Annotated in this window: 16 protein-coding genes; 8 read left to right on the top strand and 8 right to left on the bottom strand. The window is 64.4% G+C overall.

The features are described from left to right. Positions 1-7 precede the first annotated feature (7 nt). A complete protein-coding gene (locus BN1143_RS17500) occupies positions 8-421 on the bottom strand; it encodes a hypothetical protein (RefSeq protein ID WP_005308268.1) in 414 nt (137 codons plus the stop codon). 115 nt (positions 422-536) lie between these two features. Between BN1143_RS17500 and BN1143_RS17505 the strand changes: the two genes are divergently transcribed. Together BN1143_RS17505 and BN1143_RS17510 are read left to right on the top strand one after the other, a co-directional pair. Next, a complete protein-coding gene (locus tag BN1143_RS17505) occupies positions 537-2,063 on the top strand; it encodes a mechanosensitive ion channel family protein (RefSeq protein ID WP_005308266.1) in 1,527 nt (508 codons plus the stop codon). A gap of 41 nt (positions 2,064-2,104) precedes the next feature. Continuing rightward, entirely contained in the window at positions 2,105-2,506 is a 402-nt protein-coding gene (locus tag BN1143_RS17510) for an STY0301 family protein (protein ID WP_042051538.1), read from the top strand. Between the two features lie 84 nt (positions 2,507-2,590). Here BN1143_RS17510 and BN1143_RS17515 read toward each other — a convergent pair whose 3' ends face one another. The 6 genes from BN1143_RS17515 to lptM all read right to left on the bottom strand — a co-directional run bounded on the left by BN1143_RS17515 (position 2,591) and on the right by lptM (position 7,413). Next, entirely contained in the window at positions 2,591-3,301 is a 711-nt protein-coding gene (locus BN1143_RS17515) for an HAD-IA family hydrolase (protein ID WP_042051540.1), read from the bottom strand. A gap of 38 nt (positions 3,302-3,339) precedes the next feature. After that, on the bottom strand, positions 3,340-4,317 hold the full coding sequence (gene xerC, locus BN1143_RS17520; protein WP_042051541.1) for a tyrosine recombinase XerC: 978 nt from the start codon (positions 4,315-4,317) through the stop codon (positions 3,340-3,342). Next, positions 4,310-4,990, bottom strand: coding sequence for a DUF484 family protein (locus tag BN1143_RS17525; protein WP_005308258.1), 681 nt, complete (start codon positions 4,988-4,990; stop codon positions 4,310-4,312). The genes xerC and BN1143_RS17525 overlap by 8 nt, the downstream gene beginning before the upstream one ends. Before the next feature lie 79 nt (positions 4,991-5,069). Then, complete coding sequence (dapF, locus tag BN1143_RS17530) at positions 5,070-5,900, bottom strand: diaminopimelate epimerase (protein ID WP_005308255.1); 831 nt, start codon at positions 5,898-5,900, stop codon at positions 5,070-5,072. 65 nt (positions 5,901-5,965) lie between these two features. Further along, the gene (gene lysA, locus BN1143_RS17535) at positions 5,966-7,216 is read right to left on the bottom strand and encodes a diaminopimelate decarboxylase (protein WP_005308254.1); all 1,251 of its coding nucleotides are present in this window, start codon (positions 7,214-7,216) and stop codon (positions 5,966-5,968) included. A gap of 20 nt (positions 7,217-7,236) precedes the next feature. After that, a complete protein-coding gene (lptM, locus tag BN1143_RS22485) occupies positions 7,237-7,413 on the bottom strand; it encodes an LPS translocon maturation chaperone LptM (RefSeq protein ID WP_139431278.1) in 177 nt (58 codons plus the stop codon). Positions 7,414-7,486: 73 nt separating this feature from the next. Between lptM and cyaY the strand changes: the two genes are divergently transcribed. Then, on the top strand, positions 7,487-7,801 hold the full coding sequence (cyaY, locus tag BN1143_RS17540) for an iron donor protein CyaY (protein ID WP_005308252.1): 315 nt from the start codon (positions 7,487-7,489) through the stop codon (positions 7,799-7,801). Next, on the top strand, positions 7,798-8,451 hold the full coding sequence (locus tag BN1143_RS17545; RefSeq protein ID WP_042051542.1) for an alpha/beta hydrolase: 654 nt from the start codon (positions 7,798-7,800) through the stop codon (positions 8,449-8,451). The genes cyaY and BN1143_RS17545 overlap by 4 nt, the downstream gene beginning before the upstream one ends. A 123-nt stretch (positions 8,452-8,574) precedes the next feature. On the opposite strand, the gene BN1143_RS17550 is transcribed toward BN1143_RS17545, so the two are convergent. Further along, complete coding sequence (locus BN1143_RS17550; protein ID WP_010635310.1) at positions 8,575-11,109, bottom strand: class I adenylate cyclase; 2,535 nt, start codon at positions 11,107-11,109, stop codon at positions 8,575-8,577. A 322-nt stretch (positions 11,110-11,431) separates the two neighbouring features. Between BN1143_RS17550 and hemC the strand changes: the two genes are divergently transcribed. Genes hemC through BN1143_RS17570 form a run of 4 tightly spaced genes read left to right on the top strand, consistent with a single transcriptional unit; the run spans position 11,432 to position 15,389 of the window. Continuing rightward, the gene (gene hemC / locus BN1143_RS17555) at positions 11,432-12,361 is read left to right on the top strand and encodes a hydroxymethylbilane synthase (RefSeq protein ID WP_010635311.1); all 930 of its coding nucleotides are present in this window, start codon (positions 11,432-11,434) and stop codon (positions 12,359-12,361) included. 46 nt (positions 12,362-12,407) lie between these two features. Beyond that, positions 12,408-13,142, top strand: a complete 735-nt coding sequence (locus BN1143_RS17560; RefSeq protein WP_042051574.1) for a uroporphyrinogen-III synthase — start codon at positions 12,408-12,410, stop codon at positions 13,140-13,142. Continuing rightward, positions 13,139-14,215 (top strand): uroporphyrinogen-III C-methyltransferase, encoded by a 1,077-nt coding sequence (locus BN1143_RS17565; RefSeq protein ID WP_042051543.1) that lies wholly within the window; start codon positions 13,139-13,141, stop codon positions 14,213-14,215. Before BN1143_RS17560 ends, BN1143_RS17565 begins: the two co-directional genes overlap by 4 nt. 10 nt (positions 14,216-14,225) lie before the next feature. Further along, complete coding sequence (locus tag BN1143_RS17570) at positions 14,226-15,389, top strand: heme biosynthesis HemY N-terminal domain-containing protein (protein ID WP_042009007.1); 1,164 nt, start codon at positions 14,226-14,228, stop codon at positions 15,387-15,389. Positions 15,390-15,455 lie beyond the last annotated feature (66 nt).

Below are 15,455 nucleotides of genomic sequence, written 5' to 3' on the forward strand. Positions count from 1 at the left end.
ACGCCGGCTAGTCGCCGAACCCGCGCGCCTTGAGCTTGGGCAGCGCACCGCGAGACGGGCGCAGGGTACGGCACACCTCCATCCCCTTGAGCCCGCGCTGGATGTGATCCGGCGTGTGGCCGAACACCATGCCGTTGCTGCGATAGAGGGCGTTGTCGTCCAGCTCGAACAGCTCGCCGCCGATCAAGAGCTGCTCGCGGCCGTTGACCGTCTTGCCGCGCTTGAGCGGCAGCGTCATGTCGCTCAGCACCTCACCGGTGGCACACCCCTCGCGCCAGCGCGCCTCGTCTGAAAAGGGGGTGATGGCGATCTCGCGCCAGGATCCATCACGAAACTCGACCCGATACTTGTCGGCCAGCTGATCACAACCCACCAGCAGCCAGGCCCCGGCAATCCAGGCCACCTTGCTCCACTTGCGCACGCGCTCCACTCCCTTGTCAGACAGGTGCCCAGCATAAAGAAATTGCCTCGACCCCGCACCCATTTAGCGGATTGAAACCAACTATGCTGGAAATAACCAATGATAAGGGGCTGCTATGTTTGGCGATAACCTCGTTGCGCTACCTACCATGCTGTGGATTGGCGACCACCCGTTCTGGACCCTGCTGACCCTGTTCCTGCTCTTCACCCATTTCCTGCGCAGCCCGGGTCGCCGCCGTGAGCTGGTGAGCGAGCTCGGCTTCGTGATGATAAGCCTGGTGGTGATCCTGCTGATCCAGCTAGAAGGCGGCTGGTTTCGCCTGCCCCTGCCCCGCCACTGGCTGGTGGAGATCTCCAGCCTGCTGGCCGGGCTGGTGCTGGTGAAGATCTGGGGGATCCTGCTGTTCCAGTTTCTGCTACCCCTGTGCCAGATCCGCATCCCGCGCATCATCGCCGACATCGTCATCACGGTTGGCTACATCGGCTGGTGCCTGTTCCGTCTCTACGCCTCCGGCATGGCCCTCGGCGAGATAGTCACCACCTCCGCCGTCATCACCGCCGTCATCGCCTTCTCCATGCAGGACACCCTGGGCAACCTGCTGGCCGGGGTCTCGATCCAGCTCGACAACTCCATCGCCATCGGCGACTGGCTACAAGTGGAGACCACCCAGGGCCGGGTGGTGGAGATCAACTGGCGCGCCACCACCATAGAGACCCGCAACTGGGAGACTGTGGTGATCCCCAACAGCCACCTGCTCAAGCAGCGCTTCACCGTGCTCGGGCGACGCCGCGACGCCCCCCTGCAGTGGCGTCGCTGGGTCTGGTTCGACATCACCCTGGACACCCTGCCCACCCAGATCATCGCCCTGGTGGAACACTCACTGCGGGAGACCCGCATCCGCAACGTCTCCGCCAGCCCGCAGCCGGACTGCCTGCTGATGAACGTGGAGAACGGCATCGCCCGCTACGCGGTGCGCTACTGGCTCACCGATCTGGCGGTGGACGACCCCACCGACTCGGCGGTGCGCACCCTGATCGATGCCGCCCTGCGCCGCAACGACCGGCGCCTCACACCGCCCATCTTCAACGTCTTCATGACCTCGGATCAGGATCACAAGGATCAGCGCCACAAGCGCCATACCGCCGAGCGAACCGACACCCTGCGCCGCCTGCCGCTGTTCGCCATGCTGCAGGAGGAGGAGCTGCTGCGGCTGGCGGATCAGGTCAAATTCGCCCCCTTCGTCAACGGCGATCGGATGCTGAGCCAGGGGGAGATCTCCGGCTGGCTGTTCGTGCTGGTGAAGGGGGATGCCCAGATGCTGGTGGAGGTGGAGGGGCGCGAGCTGCCGCTCGGCACCCTCAATGCCGGCGACTTCTTCGGCGAGTTGAGCCTGCTCACCGGCGAGCCCAGCCCGTTCACGGTGCGGGCCCAGGGGACCGTCGAAACCTATCGCATCAATCAGGCCATGTTCCAGGAGCTGGTGGCCCAGCGTGGCTCCCTGCTCGAGCCGCTCTACAAGGTGTTGAGTGCCCGTCAGCAGGAGCAGCAGGAGCTGCTGGCACGGGAGGCGGAGGCCATGAAGCAGATAGCCCCGCCACGGGATCTGCTGGACAAACTGATGGCGCTGTTTGGCGGTCGATGACGTAGCATGGGAGCCCATACTTTCCATTCGAGACGTGTTCCATGCTGCTGACCCCGCTGGCCCTGAGCGCCACCCTGCAATTTGACTGCCCCGCCACCATCGAGACCCGCCAGCAACTGCTGGGCACGACCCAGGGGTGGCAGGCCGTTATCCGCAACGAGCTGGGGGAGCAGCACCAGCCTCTTCGCCACCGGCTGGAGAACCTGGCCCTGTTCGACGGCGACCCCGACGAGCGCGCCCAGCTCAAGCCGGACAACGGCGACAGCCATGCCATCCACTACTGGAGCCTGGATCGCCACAATCCGCGCCCCTTCTATCTGGTCTGCCACTACCGGGAGACTGCCATCACCCTGCAACAGGCGCTGCCCGCCGGGTTAGGCTACTGCCGGGTCAACCAGCCCGCCCCTTACGATCTCCGTGGTCTGATTTGCCGCAGCGAGTGACTGCTCCGGCATGACCGAGTATCGGTTTCGACCAACAGTGAATGAGCGGCCGACAAGGGATGCATGGCGGCTGTTGAGGTCTGACTAGAGCAGCAGGTCGGCTAGCTCGCCCAGCGCGGCCAGCTCCACGTCCGGCAGCAGTTGCAGCCGCTCTCCGGGTTGCTGATGCTCATTGAGCCAGGCGGCCTTGAAGCCGTGCAGCCGGGCCCCAAGCACGTCGGTCTGCGGGTGGTCCCCCACGTGCAAAATGCGGTCGGGGGCGAGCCCCAGGGTCTTTTGCACCTGCACGAACATGTCCGACGCCGGCTTCATTCTGCTGCCAAGACCAGCCTTGCAGACCAGGGTGAAGTAATCCGCGAGGCCAGCCTGGACCAGATCCAGGTTGCCGTTGGTGATGACTGCCAGCGGGTAGCGTGCCGCCAGCCGGGCCAGCAGGGCATGGGTCTCGTCGCTCACCTCTATCTTCGAGCGCTCGGCCAGAAACGCGGCGAACACCGACTCAGCTTCCTGCGCGGCCCGGGTCTCGGCCATGCCTCCCGCCATCAGCGCGGCCTGGATGCCGTGCCGGCGCGCCAGGCTGACGTCGTCGCGCAGCGCAGGTTGTTCCAGCAGCAGGTTGCGCTTGAGCTCCAGCCAGCGCGGCCTGTCCAGCATGGCGGTGGCCAGGTATTCGCTGCGCAGGTGGGCCAGCATCCACTGCTCGGCTCGCTCGATGGCGGGGCCGTTGTCATAGAGGGTGTCGTCGAGGTCAAACGAGATGGCGGCCACCGGCTGCCAGCGGCGATAGAACTGCATGGTCTCTCCTCTTGTCGGGGCCGGCTACCCGGCCCCCGTCATTCGTCGTCCGGGGTAGCGGGATCCCGCTTCGCCCGTGGGTGGGCGCTGTCATACACCTTGGCCAGGTGCTGGAAGTCGAGGTGGGTGTAGATCTGGGTGGTAGAGAGATCGGCGTGCCCCAGCAGCTCCTGCACCGCCCGCAGATCGCCGGAGGACTCCAGCATGTGGGTGGCGAAGCTGTGGCGCAGCTTGTGGGGATGGACATGGGCGTTGAGCGCCTGTTTGTTGCCCCAGCCGTCGAGCCGCTCCTGCACCGAGCGGGCCGACAGGCGCTGCCGGCGTTTGGAGACGAACAGCGCCTCCTGCTCGTCGCCGGCCAGCAGCGGGCGCAGCTTGAGCCATTTTTGCAGCCACTCCACCGCCATCCGCCCCACCGGCAGCACCCGCTCCCGCGAGCCCTTGCCGGTCACCCTGAGCTGGCGCTCGTCGAGCTTCACGTCCGCCAGATTGAGCCCCACCAGCTCGGCGAGCCGCAGGCCGGAGGAGTACATCAGCTCCATGATGGCGCGATCCCGCACCGCCAGCGGATCCTGCTCGTCGGTGATGTTGAGCAGCTGATACATCTCGTCCACGTCCAGATTCTTGGGCAGCGGCCGCCCCTGCTTGGGGGTGACGATGCCCCGGGCCGGATTGGCGACCAGCCGCCCCTGGCGCACCTGCCAGTCACAGAAGCTGCGCAGGGCGGAGACCTTGGTGGCGAGCGAGCGGGGCGCGAGCCCGGCCTTGTGCATCCGGGTCACCAGGCTGCGCACCTGGCTCGCCTCGAGTCGGGCCCAGTCATCGACCCCGAGCTTCACCAGCTCGGCGGTCATGGCTTCCAGATGGGCCTGGTAGTTGCTGCGGGTGTGGGGGCTGAGCTGGCGCTCGACCCGCAGGTATTCGATGAAGGCCGCAAGCTCCCCCGCCAGCGCGGCCGGCAGGAGCTCGGCGGCAGGCGCCGCCTTGGTGGAGGGGCTGGCTGGCGCCTTAGCCACGGGCCAGCTCGGGCAGGCGCAGCTGCAGCAGGCGGCCGAGCTGACCCAGCAGCAGGGTGTCGTTGTGGGGAGTGAAGTGGCTCGGGTCCGAGCTGGCGAAGGCCAGCACGCCGAGATCGCCGAGCCGCATCAGGGCCACCGAGTTGACCAGCACGTCGTGACCGAACAGCGCCTGCTTCTCGCTCTGGTTGAGCCGGCCGAAGTAATAATCCTGACCCGGCAGGCGCTGACCCAGCAGCTGTTCGAGCTGTTTGCCCTCCGCCATGAACTTCTGCTCGGGGCCGCTCAACTGGAATTTTTTCGGGCTGAGCCAGAGCCGCAGGCCGGTCAGTCGCAGCCGCTGCACGAACGCCTTGCCCATCACCGCGCTCACCTCGAACAGGCTCCGACAGCCGTACAGCTCGCCGTAGAGATCGGCATAGACCCGGAAGATCCGCTCGTTCTCGCTGGCGATCCCCATCAGCTCGGTGATCTCCTGCTCCAGCTGCTCGATGCGCTCGCGCTGGCGATCCAGTTGGCGCTCCACCAGGGAGATGGCACCCTTTTGTTCATGGGGAATGCGGATCCGGTCCAGCATGGCCGCGTGGCGCTGGAAAAACTCGGGATAACGGGCCAGGTACTCCAGCACTGTGGCTTCATCCACCAGTGGTTCCTGCCGTTTGAGTTCGCTCATAACTTGGTTGGTCCATCCGAAAAAGGGGCCAAGGGCCCCGACATTAGTGCTTGGCAGTGCGGGGGCTCCCCGCCCGTGCCTATAACTCTATCTGGCCGTCAAACACGTGCTCGGCCGGCCCGGTCATGTAGACCGGCTGACCCGGCCCCTTCCAGGCGATGGTCAGCTTGCCACCCGGCAGGGTGACGGTGACCCGCTCCTTGAGCTTGCCCTGGCTGATGCCGATCACCACGGCGGCGCAGGCGCCGGTGCCGCAGGCGAGCGTCTCGCCCACCCCGCGCTCGAACACCCGCAGCTTGATCTCGCTGGCGTTGACCGTCTCCATGAAGCCGACGTTGACCCGCTCGGGAAAGCGTTCATGGCGCTCCATGATGGGACCCAGGGTCTCCACCGGCGCATCGGCCACCGAAGGCACCTCGATGACGCAGTGGGGATTGCCCATGGAGACGGCCCCGCACATCACAGTATGCTCCTGGGCCCGCAGCAGGTAGGTTTTTTCCGCCTTCTGGGCCCGAAACGGGATCTTGCCCGGCTCGAACTGGGGCACCCCCATGTTGACCGTGACCTGGTTCTCCCCCTCCAGCTGCAGCACGATGCGGCCGCGCGCCGTGCTCACCGCGATGCGATCCCGGTTGATCAGCCCCTTGAGGCGGACGAAGCGGGCGAAACAGCGGGCACCGTTGCCGCACTGCTCCACCTCGCTGCCATCGGCATTGAAGATGCGGTAGTGAAAGTCGAGCTCGGGATCATAAGGCGGCTCCACCAGCAGCAGCTGGTCGAAGCCGATGCCGAAGTGGCGATCCGCCAGCTTCTTGATGACGTCATTGCTGAAAAACACCTTCTGGGTGACGCCATCCACCACCATGAAGTCGTTCCCGAGGCCGTGCATCTTGGAAAAATCTATCAACATCGTGCGTTCCTGTACCCTTGTTCACGCTCTCACCCGGAGGAACGCTTAGAGAAATCCATCAACCATCAGGGCAGCAAGTGCTCACCGCGCCAGAGATCCGCCAACTGCTCGCGCTCTCTGATGAGGAACGACTGCGCCCCGTCCACCAGCACTTCGGCGGCGCGCGGACGGGTGTTGTAGTTGGAGGACATGGTAAAGCCGTAGGCACCGGCGGAACGCACCGCCAGCAAGGAGCCCTCGGCGATCGCCAGGGTGCGCTCCTTGCCGAGGAAGTCGCCGGTCTCGCACACCGGGCCGACCACGTCGTAAACCGCCTGCTCGTGGCTCGCGCGGCTGTCCACCTCGATGATGTTCATCCAGGCGCCGTAGAGAGAGGGGCGCAGCAGATCGTTCATACCGGCGTCGATCAGGGCGAAGTTGCGGCTCTCGCCCGGCTTGAGGTACTCGACCCGGGTCAGCAGCACGCCGGCATTGGCGACGATGGCACGGCCCGGTTCGAACAGCAGGGTCAGATCCCGGCCCGCGAGCTTCTGCTTGAGCGCCTCGGCATATTCGCTGGGATGGGGCGGCTGCTCGGCGCCATAGTTGACTCCCAGGCCGCCACCCACGTCCAGGTGGTGGATGTGGATGCCTTCCGCCGCCAGGCCGTCGATCAGCCGCAGCAGCTTGTCGGCCGCCTCCATAAAGGGATTCAATTCAGTGAGTTGCGAGCCGATATGGCAATCCACCCCGACGATCTCGATGTTGGCCATGGCCGCCGCCTTGCGGTAGATGGCGGGCGCCAGCTCGATGGGAATGCCGAACTTGTTCTGCTTGAGGCCGGTGGAGATATAGGGATGAGTACCGGCGTCGATGTCGGGGTTGACCCGCACCGACACCCGGGCCTTCTTGCCCATGCTGCCCGCCACCCGGTTCAGACGCTCCAGTTCGGCTTCCGACTCCAGGTTGAAGCAGAGGATCTCTTTATCCAGCGCGAGGCGCATCTCGGCCTCGCTCTTGGCGACGCCGGAGAAGACCACCTTGGCCGGATCGCCGCCCGCCGCCAGCACCCGCGACAGCTCGCCGCCGGAGACGATGTCAAAACCCGAACCCAGGCGGGCCAGAAGGTTGAGCAGCGCCAGGTTGGAGTTGGCCTTGACCGCGTAGCAGATCAGATGGGGGATGTCGCCCGCTGCCTTGTCGAAGGCGTGCCAGTGGCGTTCCAGGGTGGCGCGGGAGTAGACGTACAGCGGGGTGCCGTACTGCTCGGCAAGTTGTTGCAGCGAGGTGTGTTCGGCCTGAAGCTGGCCATCGGCGTCGTAGTTAAAGTGATCCAAGGGGGCGGTTCCTTCCTAAATTATTGCGGCGCGGCCTCTGGGGCTGCCTCGGCGGTCGCAGGCGTCTGTGCTTGCTGTGTGCTCTGGGTCTGGGGCTGCTCGGGGGGTGGCATGTAGAGCGGTCCCGTCAGGCCACACGCGGCCAAACCAAGAGACAGAAGAGTGGCAAGCAGACACTTGGTAAGCTGGGTAATCATAATGGTTCGCTGCGAAAAAATTTTTGGCCCTCTATAATCGCACTCACATTGTTAAAAGCAACAGGATAAACCGATGAAGGATCACGAGTATCACGCCCTGACCGACGCCTTTTTCCAGTATGTGGAAGACACCATCGACGAGGGGTATCCGGATATCGACTGCGAACGCGCTGGCGGGGTCTTGACCCTGAGCTTCGAGAACAAGACCAAGGTCATCATCAACAAGCAGGAGCCCCTGCACCAGATCTGGGTCGCCACCCGCGAGAACGGCTTCCACTTCGAGCTGCAAGGGGAAAGCTGGATCGACAACCGCTTCGGCCACGAGCTCAAGACCCTGCTGAGCCAGGCCTGTAGCTCCCAGGCGGGCGAGCCCGTCCAGTTCCCATGATCGACCTGCACCCTGCCGATGCCCGTCATGCGGTGATCTGGCTGCACGGGTTGGGGGATTCCGGCGCCGGCCTGGCCCCCTTGGTGGATGCGCTGGCCCTGCCCGCCGACCTGCCGGTGCGTCACCTGCTGCCCGATGCACCCGAGCGGCCCATCACCATCAACATGGGCTACAAGATGCGCGGCTGGTACGACATCAGAAGCTTCGAGGACCCGGCGGATCGCGCCGTGGAGTCCCACGTCAGGGAGTCTGCGGCCCGCATCGCCGCGCTGATCGAGCAACTGGTGGCCGAGGGCTTCGCCCCCGAGTGCATCGTGCTGGCCGGCTTCTCCCAAGGGGGCGTGATTGCCTCCTTCACCGCCCTGCACCTGCCGCAGCGCCTGGCGGGCCTGCTCTGCATGTCCACCTACCTGGCGGCGCCCGACGCCCTGCTTGGCGAGATGAGCGAAGCCGCCCGCGACCTGCCCATCTGCTATATGCACGGCATCTATGACGACGTGGTGAGCCTCTCCATGGGCTGGGACGCCAAGAACCGGCTGGAAGCGGCCGGACTCTCCCCCGAGTGGCACGAGTACCCCATGCGCCACGAGATCTGCCGCCCGCAGCTCGACGACATCCGCCAGTGGCTGCTGGCCCGCCTCGCGGGCTGAGTCAACTTCGGATAGCCAAACGGCCTGCAGATGCAGGCCGTTTTCATTCGATATGGGCGATGATCCTGTGCAGCAGGGGGCCGAGACCGGGGCGCTTGCGCGCACGCCGGACCGGCCCCTGCCCTACCCCGCGCCTGCGGCGGAGCCGAGTTCGCGCCCCTGGCCGCCATCGCGCAGCTGACCCTGGCTGCGATAGGGGATCACCTCCAGCTCGCCATTGATCTGCACTATCTCGTAGTACTGGGGCAAGTTGAAGTTGCTGAACTGGCCCGCGTCGCTGAAGCGCTCGTGGCTGGAGGTGTAGAAGCGGTTCACCCCCTGCACCAGCTCATCCTTGTTGCCGGCGAAGTGCTGGTAGATCTCCACCCGGTTCGCCTCATCCAGGATATAGATGTTGGTGCCCGCATCCCGGGTATCGAAGAAGAACTGCACCAACCCCTCGCTGGCGTAGGCGTCGACGATGCCGGGCAGGTGCTGGCTGTGGGTCTTGTCGAGCCGCAGCGGCAGGTGATCCAGCTTGTTGTGGGAGATGTGGCGGTAGAAGTCGACCGCGTTCTCCAGCTTCTTGACCGACACCCCGCGCCGCTCGAAGAAGATGCCGTACTTCTCCTTGCCAAGCGCCAGCGTCTTGACCAGCTGCTGCTTGTCGCGGGCCAGACGCAGCTCGATGCACTCGGCCACCAGCTGCTGGAAGCGGCTGCGCACCAGGGAGCGGAAGTGCTGGCTGTAGCAGAACACCTCGATCATCTCGGGGGCGGCGGCATCCTGGTGCATCTTGCCGAGTATGGTGGTGAGGGCGTCGACCACGGCTTCGTCCCCCTGGAAGTGGAGGGTACGGATCTCGCTCCAGGAGTTGCGATAGACCAGGTCCACCGAGCCCACCAGACACTCCAGATTGCGGCCGAACGAGAAGACGTCGGCGGCATTGGCGTCGAATTCGATCACCTGACCCACCCAGTGGCTGGTTGGGTCCGTCTCCAGGTTGAGGAAGATGGAGAGCTGGCGAATTTCGCAGGGCCGGCTCAGGGCCAGGTTGGTGGCACGGGGATACTTGACCGGGAAGGTGCCGGAGAGATCGCGACAGAACTGGTGCAGGTTGTCGATGTGCAGATCCGAGCCCTGATTGAACAGGTGCACCCGGGACTGGGGCGTCAGCAGACCGTTGAAGTAGGCCCAGGAGACCAGCTTGCTGATGTAGCCGTTATATTCGAGCGGCGCCCGGCCTATGATGTCCACCGGCTCCAGCGAATGCTTGTAGAGATACCAGCCGGCGCGGTTCAGACGGCCGTGCGGCACCTGCACGAAGCTGAGATCCGGCTCGCTCAAGTCCGGCGCTATCTTGAGGTTGATACGCTGCACCTTGCCCGGCAGGCTCTCGAACGCGGCATAGAGCTTGCGCGACAGTATGCCGATGTCTTCCGGGTTGATGGACTCGCTGATGTTGTTGCGCCGGGCAAACTGGATGAGGTTGCGGTAGCTCTGCATCAGGGCCTCCAGCAGCTCGGCGTAGGCCACCTTGACGTCCTCCACCTTCCACTCCTGGCGGTGATCCAGATGCTGCAGCCTCTCCCGGCTCCAGCCCCAGTAGTCCACCAGCTGGGTCATCAGCTCGCGGCGCCAGGCCGGGGAGTGATCCTCTTTCGGATGGCTGAGGCCGTCGCACACTTTGAGATAGAAACAGCGGCGCACCAGATCGAGCCGCTGCATGTCGCCGATGGACTTGAGGTAGTTGGTCACCTTGTCCAGCATCAGGCAGTAGTTGTCGAGCCGGTAGTGCATCCCCTCGTTGTGCTGGAACCAGTCGCGGCTGGTCACCGACAGCAGGCGGGTGTTGGGGTACTCGTGGGAGTAGGCCTCCATCAGCACCGACTTGAGCACTGCCTTGTAGGGGGAGTCGATGCCCTTGTAGAGCTGCCAGAGGGCAGAGCCGAAATACTCCTCGGCCGGAATGCGGTTGAACCCCCCCAGATCGAGCCAGTCATCCTGGCTCAGCTTGCCGTGGGCAAACAGGCCGTTGACGTAGTCGTCGTAGTGATCGTCATACTCGGCCGGCACCAGATACCAGAGCAGCCGCTTGCCGGCGATGTGCATAGCGCTGCGGTAGAACTCGTCGAGCAGCAGCAGGTGCTGGGCGCTGCCGCAGCTCTCCCCCTGCATCTGGGCGTCGTTGCGCTGGCGGAACTTGTCCTCGGGGATCAGGAAGAAGTTGAGATCGACCCCCCGCTGCTCGGCCCACTTTGAGAGTTGCTGACACTTGAGATCCAGCAGCGCGAGCCGTTCCTGCGACAGACCGGCCACGTGGCAGACCCAGATGTCGAGATCCGAGTGGCAGCACTGACCGATGGACGAGGTGCTGCCCATGGAGTAGAGCCCCTGGATCGACTTGTCATGGGTGGTGAGGCCGTTCTGGCAGTTGGCGTTCTGGCAGAGATCCTCGATGAAGGCCTGCTGGGCGTCGTTGGCGGTAAAACTCCAGATGCCGTGCGGCACATCCCCCGCCACATAACCGGGCAGCAGGGGGTGATTGAAGTGCAGCATGACGGGTAACAGCTGGAAGACCTGCTGCCCGTAGCGACTCATGAGACCTAACGCCCGCTGCGTCTTGAGACGATTGATGTCGTCGTAGCGCGCCACCAGCGTGTCGAGTTTTACCAGCAATGCCCTGCCTATACGAGGTGATAAATGACGCACCAAAACGGGGAGACGTCAAAAAAGTGTGATCATGTTAACAATGCAAACAGCGGCGGTAAACAAGCCCGCACACAATCGCCGGATTATTTATGACAAGTCACTAAACAGTATCATTGGAAAGCAATAATTTTTTTAAATTTCAATCAATTAACCTTGCATTTTAGTTTAATGAAAATCATTTTCAGCCGCTGTTTTTGAGCTTGGCCCCGCTTTTGCCGGCTGTGCCATGAAAGCCCCTGCAAAGGGTGGTAAGATCGTTTTCCTTCTAAAGATGAAACAACTGATTGATATGGCAGCCCGAACCCTGAAAATTGCCACTCGCAAGAGCCCCCTGGCCATGTGGCAGGCCAACTTCGTCAAAGACCGGCTGGAAGCCCTGTACCCCGAGTTGCAGGTCGAGCTGGTCCCCATGAGCACTCAGGGTGACAAGATCCTGGATACCCCGCTCGCCAAGGTCGGCGGCAAGGGGTTGTTCGTCAAGGAGCTGGAAACGGCCATGCTGGAGGGACGGGCCGACATCGCCGTGCACTCCATGAAAGACGTGCCGGTTGAGTTCCCCGAGGGGCTCGGCCTGCACACCATCTGCGAGCGCGAAGATCCGCGCGATGCCTTCGTCTCCAACCGCTTCACCGCCATTGACGAGCTGCCGCAAGGCGCCGTGGTCGGCACCTCCAGCCTGCGTCGCCAGTGCCAGCTGCGAGCGGCACGCCCGGATCTGGTCATTCGCGACCTGCGCGGCAACGTCAACACCCGTCTCGCCAAGCTGGACGCCGGTGAATACGACGCCATCATCCTCGCCGCCGCCGGCCTGAAACGGCTGGAGATGGCGCACCGCATCACCGCCTTCATCGAGCCGGAACAGAGCCTGCCCGCCAATGGCCAGGGCGCGGTCGGCATCGAGTGCCGCCTCGACGATCACGAACTGCACGCCCTGCTGGCCCCGCTCGAGCACCCCGAAACCCGGATCCGGGTGCTGACCGAGCGCGCCATGAACCGTGCCCTGCAGGGGGGCTGTCAGGTCCCCATCGGGGCCTACGCCCTGGTAGAGGGAGAAGAAGTGTGGCTGCGCGGCCTGGTGGGCAGCCCGGATGGCAGCCGCGTCATCCGCGACGAGATCCGCGGCCCGCTGGCCGACGGCGAGGCCCTCGGTCACACCCTGGCCCAGCGCCTGCTGGCCGATGGTGCCGATGCCATCCTGGCCGAGGTCTACCGGGCATGAGTGCGGGCCGGTTCGAAGCATGGCCTGCATGCCGGAGCCAGCCCTGATGGTCCCGCTGGTGGTGCGCCCGGCCGCCCAGGCCGCCGAACTGGTGGCACTGCTGCGCCAGCACGGCCACGCACCGCTCTGCTGCCCGCTGCTGGAAACCGTGGCGGGCGGCGAGCTGCAGCGCCTGCCCGAACTGCTGCCCCAGGCCGACATCGTCATCGCCGTCAGCATGCATGCAGTTAATTTCACTCATCATTTTCTGTTGCAAACTGGTCAGACCTGGCCAAATATTGACTACTTTGCAGTCGGCCAGGCCAGCGCGGACGCCTTTTCGGCCGTCGGTATCACGGCAGCCTGCCCGGAGGATCCGCGCAGCGAGGGGCTGCTGGCCCTGTCCGGCCTGCAACAGGTGAACGGCAAGCGGGTGCTGATCCTGCGCGGCAATGGCGGCCGGGATCTCATCGCCCGGACGCTGGCCTCACGCGGCGCACTGGTGCACTATTGTGCGGCCTATGAGCGCCACTACCCCGCTCTGGACGGGGACGCATTGACCCGCCACTGGCAGGCGGCCGGGCTCGACAGCCTGCTCGTCACCAGTGGCGAACTGCTGCAACGGCTGCTGGAACTGGTCCCGGACCGGCAGCAGCCCTGGCTGCACGACCGCCTGCTGGTGGTCCCCAGCCCGCGGGTGGCCGAGATGGCCGCGGCGGCGGGCTTTACCCATATCACGATTGCCCAGGGTGCATCCAACCAGGCCCTGACGGCCGCTCTGGAACTGAGGAAGATGGAATGACTGAACAGCAAGAAGTCCAGCCGAGTGCCGCGGCCTCCGTGGCCGACAACAAGCAACCCGGCCAGCAGGTCACCAACAACAAGAAGGGCGGCTCGGGTGCAGTGCTCGGCGGTATCGCCATCCTGCTGGCTCTCGGCCTGACCGGCGGACTCTATCTGCATGGCCACCAGAACGCAGTGGCCCAGCAGGCCGAACTTGGCGCCCTCAAGCAGCAGCTGGCTGACGCCATGGCCAAACTGGATCAGAGCAACAGCAAGGATGGCGAACAGCTGGCCGCCCTCGGCAAGCAGCAACAACTGCTGCAGGACGAGCTCAAGGGTCTGCAGACCCGGGTGCTGGATCTCAACGATAAGCGCCCCAACGACTGGATGCTGGCCGAATCCGAATACCTGGTGCGGATGGCCGGTCGCAAGCTGTGGCTGGAACACGACCTCGTCTCCGCCATCACATTGCTCGGCAATGCAGACGAGCGCATCAAGGCCCTCAACGATCCCAGCCTGATGCCCATTCGCAAGGCGCTGGCCGAAGACATCGCCCAGCTCAAGGGGATGCCGCGCATCGACCGCGAGGGGCTGACCCTGAAGCTGGCCGCCCTCTCCGATCAGATCGAGCTGCTGCCGCTCTCCACCGTCAGCATGCCGGAAGCCAAGGCAGAGCCGGATCAGACCGTCAGCACCAACCCAGACGAGTGGGAAAGCAACCTGAAGAAGAACTGGGTCAAGTTCACCGAAAACTTCATCACCATCCGCCGTCGCGACGGCGCGGTGGAGGCCCTGCTCTCCCCGCAGCAGGAGATCTTCCTGCGCGAGAACCTCAAGACCAAGCTGCTGCAGGCCCAGCTCGCCGTCTACCGTGAGCAGCAGGCTCTCTATGACGACAGCCTGGACAAGGCCCAGCGCTGGCTGACCCAGTATTTCGACACCGACAACAGCGCCACCCACTACATGCAGTCCGAGCTGGACAAGCTCAAGGGGGAGCAGATCCAGTTCAACTACCCGGATCGCTTCAAGACCCAGGCCATGCTGGAAGAGGTGCTGACCGAGCGCCTGCAGCGCATTCTGGCCAGCAACTGAGGAGGGCACCATGATTCGTCTGATTGTACTGGTGGCCGTGATGGTGGCCGGCCTCATCTTCGGCCCGCAGGCCTCCGGCAACAAGGGTTATGTGCTGATCTCGCTGGGCAACTACACGGTGGAGTCTTCGGTCACCAGCGCGGTGATCCTGGCGGTGCTGTTCTACGGTCTGCTGCTCATTGTCGAGTGGGTGCTGGGCCGGGTATTCGGCCTGCGCCGCAAGACGCTGGGCTGGTATGGCTCGCGCCGGCGCCGCAAGGCCAACCAGCAGACCGTGGCCGCTACCCTGGCCATGGCCGAGGGACACTACAGCCAGGCCGAGAAGCTGATGCTCAAGGGCGCCAGCAACAGCGACACCCCGCTGCTCAACTACCTGAGCGCCGCCAAGGCGGCCCAGGCACGGGGCGATGACGTGCGCCGGGATCAATACCTGCAAAAGGCGCAGGAGGAGAACCCCAAGGCCGAGCTGGCGCTGACCCTGACCCAGACCCAGCTGCAGATCGAGCAGGGCCAGTACGACACCGCGCTGGCCATGCTGGAATCCGTCTACTCCCTCAACCCGCGCCATCCCATGGTGCTGGATCAGCTGCGTCAGGTGCACCTGGCCCGCGAGGACTGGACCGCCCTCATCGACCTCATTCCGGCGCTGCACAAGGTGGGCAAGCTGACCCCCAAACAGGAAGAGGATCTGCTGCAACAGGCCTGGCGTGGCCGCCTGAACGCCGCCAGCGGCGCCCTCGATACCCTGCGCCCGGTGTGGCAGGCACTGCCGCGCAAGCTACGCCAGGATCCCGAGCTGCTGGCCGCCTATGGCGATCGCCTGCGCCAGCTGGGGGCCGACAATGAAGCGGCCGAGCTGTGGCTGGATGCACTGCGCAAGCAGGTCTCGCCCCAGCTGCTGGCCCGTCTGCCCAAGCTCAGGCTCGACAGCTACCAGCCCCTGCTGACCCTGCTGCAGAAGATCCAGGATCAGCCGGGCGTCGACGCCGCGCTGGCCCAGGTCTACCTGCTGGCCGGTCAGCTGGACGAGGCCCAGCGCCTGCTGGAGCAGGAGGTGGCGAAGGCGCCCAATGCCGCCGTCTACCACGCTCTCGGTCAGGTGATGGACAAGCGCCGCCTCACCAACAAGGCCAACGAGTACTACCGCCAGGCATTGCAGCTGGCAGATGTTTGACGCAGTTCGTCGCGAAATAAAAAGAGGCCGCATTTGCGGCCTCTTTTTATTGGGATTGTTCCGAAT

The sequence above is a fragment of the Aeromonas dhakensis genome, from assembly GCF_000820305.1.
GTDB lineage: Bacteria > Pseudomonadota > Gammaproteobacteria > Enterobacterales > Aeromonadaceae > Aeromonas > Aeromonas dhakensis.

What these genes read in the sequence shown, in the direction of transcription:
- BN1143_RS17570 (WP_042009007.1), top strand. Translation starts at nt 14,226, where the DNA reads ATGATTCGTCTGATTGTACTGGTGGCCGTGATGGTGGCCGGCCTCATC.
- hemC (WP_010635311.1), top strand. Translation starts at nt 11,432, where the DNA reads ATGGCAGCCCGAACCCTGAAAATTGCCACTCGCAAGAGCCCCCTGGCC.
- dapF (WP_005308255.1), bottom strand. Translation starts at nt 5,900, where the DNA reads ATGTTGATAGATTTTTCCAAGATGCACGGCCTCGGGAACGACTTCATG.
- BN1143_RS17545 (WP_042051542.1), top strand. Translation starts at nt 7,798, where the DNA reads ATGATCGACCTGCACCCTGCCGATGCCCGTCATGCGGTGATCTGGCTG.
- BN1143_RS17525 (WP_005308258.1), bottom strand. Translation starts at nt 4,990, where the DNA reads ATGAGCGAACTCAAACGGCAGGAACCACTGGTGGATGAAGCCACAGTG.
- BN1143_RS17565 (WP_042051543.1), top strand. Translation starts at nt 13,139, where the DNA reads ATGACTGAACAGCAAGAAGTCCAGCCGAGTGCCGCGGCCTCCGTGGCC.
- BN1143_RS17505 (WP_005308266.1), top strand. Translation starts at nt 537, where the DNA reads ATGTTTGGCGATAACCTCGTTGCGCTACCTACCATGCTGTGGATTGGC.
- cyaY (WP_005308252.1), top strand. Translation starts at nt 7,487, where the DNA reads ATGAAGGATCACGAGTATCACGCCCTGACCGACGCCTTTTTCCAGTAT.
- lptM (WP_139431278.1), bottom strand. Translation starts at nt 7,413, where the DNA reads ATGATTACCCAGCTTACCAAGTGTCTGCTTGCCACTCTTCTGTCTCTT.
- BN1143_RS17510 (WP_042051538.1), top strand. Translation starts at nt 2,105, where the DNA reads ATGCTGCTGACCCCGCTGGCCCTGAGCGCCACCCTGCAATTTGACTGC.
- BN1143_RS17515 (WP_042051540.1), bottom strand. Translation starts at nt 3,301, where the DNA reads ATGCAGTTCTATCGCCGCTGGCAGCCGGTGGCCGCCATCTCGTTTGAC.
- BN1143_RS17560 (WP_042051574.1), top strand. Translation starts at nt 12,408, where the DNA reads ATGGTCCCGCTGGTGGTGCGCCCGGCCGCCCAGGCCGCCGAACTGGTG.